The organism is Phenylobacterium sp. P4_E10 (assembly GCF_056401675.1).
Genome location: NZ_JBFUIW010000006.1, coordinates 1 through 2,500 on the forward strand (window position 1 = coordinate 1; position 2,500 = coordinate 2,500).

Here is a 2,500-nt window from a genome sequence, read left to right on the forward strand (position 1 = left end):
CAGACAAGCAAAAGCCCCCTGGAGTGATCCAGGGGGCTTTTGCTTTGAACCTTGGGTGCGGGGACAGGATTTGAACCTGTGACCTTCAGGTTATGAGCCTGACGAGCTACCGGGCTGCTCCACCCCGCGTCAGGGTGTTTGATTGTGAGTTGAAGGGTTTGTTGTCTTCATCCGTTTGGTAGACCTGGCGGCGACCTACTCTCCCGCGCCTTAAGACGAAGTACCATTGGCCCAGAGAGGCTTAACGACCGAGTTCGGGATGGGATCGGGTGGGGACCTCTCGGCATAACCACCAGGTCAACGAAACGGATGAAGAATGAGAAGACATCAAATAAAGCGCGTTAGTCATGAGTTTGACTAAGAACGATCAAGCCGATCGAGCGATTAGTACCAGTAAGCTGCATGCCTCGCGGCACTTCCACACCTGGCCTATCAACGTGGTGGTCTACCACGGCTCTCGGCGAAGCCTTGTTTTGAGGTTAGTTTCCCGCTTAGATGCTTTCAGCGGTTATCTATTCCACACTTAGCTACCCTGCTGCGCAGCTGGCGCCACGACAGGTCCACCAGAGGTGTGTCCATCCCGGTCCTCTCGTACTAGGGACAGATCCTCTCAAGCTTCGTACACCCACGGCAGATAGGGACCAAACTGTCTCACGACGTTCTGAACCCAGCTCACGTACCACTTTAATCGGCGAACAGCCGAACCCTTGGGACCTGCTCCAGCCCCAGGATGTGATGAGCCGACATCGAGGTGCCAAACTTTGCCGTCGCTGTGGACGCTTGGGCAAAATCAGCCTGTTATCCCTAGAGTACCTTTTATTCGTTGAGCGATGGCCCTTCCACGCAGAACCACCGGATCACTATGGCCGACTTTCGTCTCTGCTCGACTTGTCAGTCTCGCAGTCAGGCGGGCTTATGCCATTGCACTCGTCGAGCGATTTCCGACCGCTCTGAGCCCACCATCGCGCGCCTCCGTTACACTTTGGGAGGCGACCGCCCCAGTCAAACTGCCCGCCACGCCATGTCCCGAACCCGGATAACGGGCTGCGGTTAGACGTCAGCGACAACAAGGGTGGTATTTCAAGGATGGCTCCACCGGAACTGGCGCCCCGGTTTCATAGCCTCCCACCTATCCTACACATGTTGCCGCTAACGCCAAGGCGAAGCTGCAGTAAAGGTTCATAGGGTCTTTCCGTCTGACCGCGGGAACCCCGCATCTTCACGGGGAATTCAATTTCGCTGAGCCTATGCTGGAGACAGTGGGGAAGTCGTTACGCCATTCGTGCAGGTCGGAACTTACCCGACAAGGAATTTCGCTACCTTAGGACCGTTATAGTTACGGCCGCCGTTTACCGGGGCTTCAATTCGGAGCTTGCACCCCTCCTTTTAACCTTCCGGCACCGGGCAGGCGTCAGACCCTATACGTCGCCTTGCGGCTTCGCAGAGCCCTGTGTTTTTGATAAACAGTCGCTACCCCCTGGCCTGTGCCACTCTCATCTGGTTGCCCAAAAGAGAGTCACGCTTATCCCGAAGTTACGCGTGCAATTTGCCGAGTTCCTTCAGCATAGTTCTCTCAAGCGCCTTGGTATACTCTACCTGTCCACCTGTGTCGGTTTCGGGTACGGTCTCCGTTGGAGTTATTTCCAGGAACCCCTTCACTGCCAGGAGCAATCCAATAAGCCCTGACAATTTACGGGATTCGTCACTTCCAACTGGCTCAGGAATATTCACCTGATTCCCATCGACTACGCCTTTCGGCCTCGCCTTAGGGGCCGGCTAACCCTGCGCAGATTAGCTTTACGCAGGAACCCTTGGACTTTCGGCGAGAGTGTCTCTCACACTCTTTGTCGCTACTCATGTCAGCATTCTCACTTCCGATACCTCCAACCAGCCTCACGACTGATCTTCACAGGCTTACGGAACGCTCCGCTACCGCGTGCTTACGCACACCCATACCTTCGGCGACTGGCTTGAGCCCCGTTACATTTTCCGCGCAGGATCGCTTGACCAGTGAGCTGTTACGCTTTCTTTAAATGATGGCTGCTTCTAAGCCAACATCCTGGTTGTCAAAGCAATCCCACATCGTTTCCCACTTAGCCAGTACTTGGGGGCCTTAGATGATGGTTAGGGTTGTTTCCCTTTTCACGACGGACGTTAGCACCCGCCGTGTGTCTGCCAGATAGTTCTCTTGGGTATTCGGAGTTTGGTTAGAATTGGTAGATCTCGCGACCCCCGCATCCATCCAGTGCTCTACCCCCCAAGGAATTCGTCTGACGCTCTACCTAAATAGATTTCGCGGAGAACCAGCTATGTCCAGGTTTGATTGGCCTTTCACCCCTATCCACAAGTCATCCCAGAATTTTTCAACATTCACGGGTTCGGTCCTCCAGTAAGTGTTACCTCACCTTCAACCTGCTCATGGATAGATCACCTGGTTTCGGGTCGTCATGCGACGTACTTATTCGCCCTATTCAGACTCGCTTTCGCTACGCCTACACCT

The 2,500-nt window shown here is 54.5% G+C and carries 1 tRNA gene and 2 rRNA genes (1 of these 3 cut by a window edge); all 3 read right to left on the reverse strand.

The features are described from left to right. Nucleotides 1-52: 52 nt before the first annotated feature. Nucleotides 53-129, reverse strand: a tRNA-Met gene (locus AC1DQJ_RS08490). A gap of 53 nt (nucleotides 130-182) precedes the next feature. Beyond that, nucleotides 183-297, reverse strand: a 5S ribosomal RNA gene (rrf, locus tag AC1DQJ_RS08495). Nucleotides 298-363: 66 nt separating this feature from the next. Next, nucleotides 364-2,500: ribosomal RNA gene (locus AC1DQJ_RS08500) — 23S ribosomal RNA — on the reverse strand; it runs 650 nt beyond the window's last position.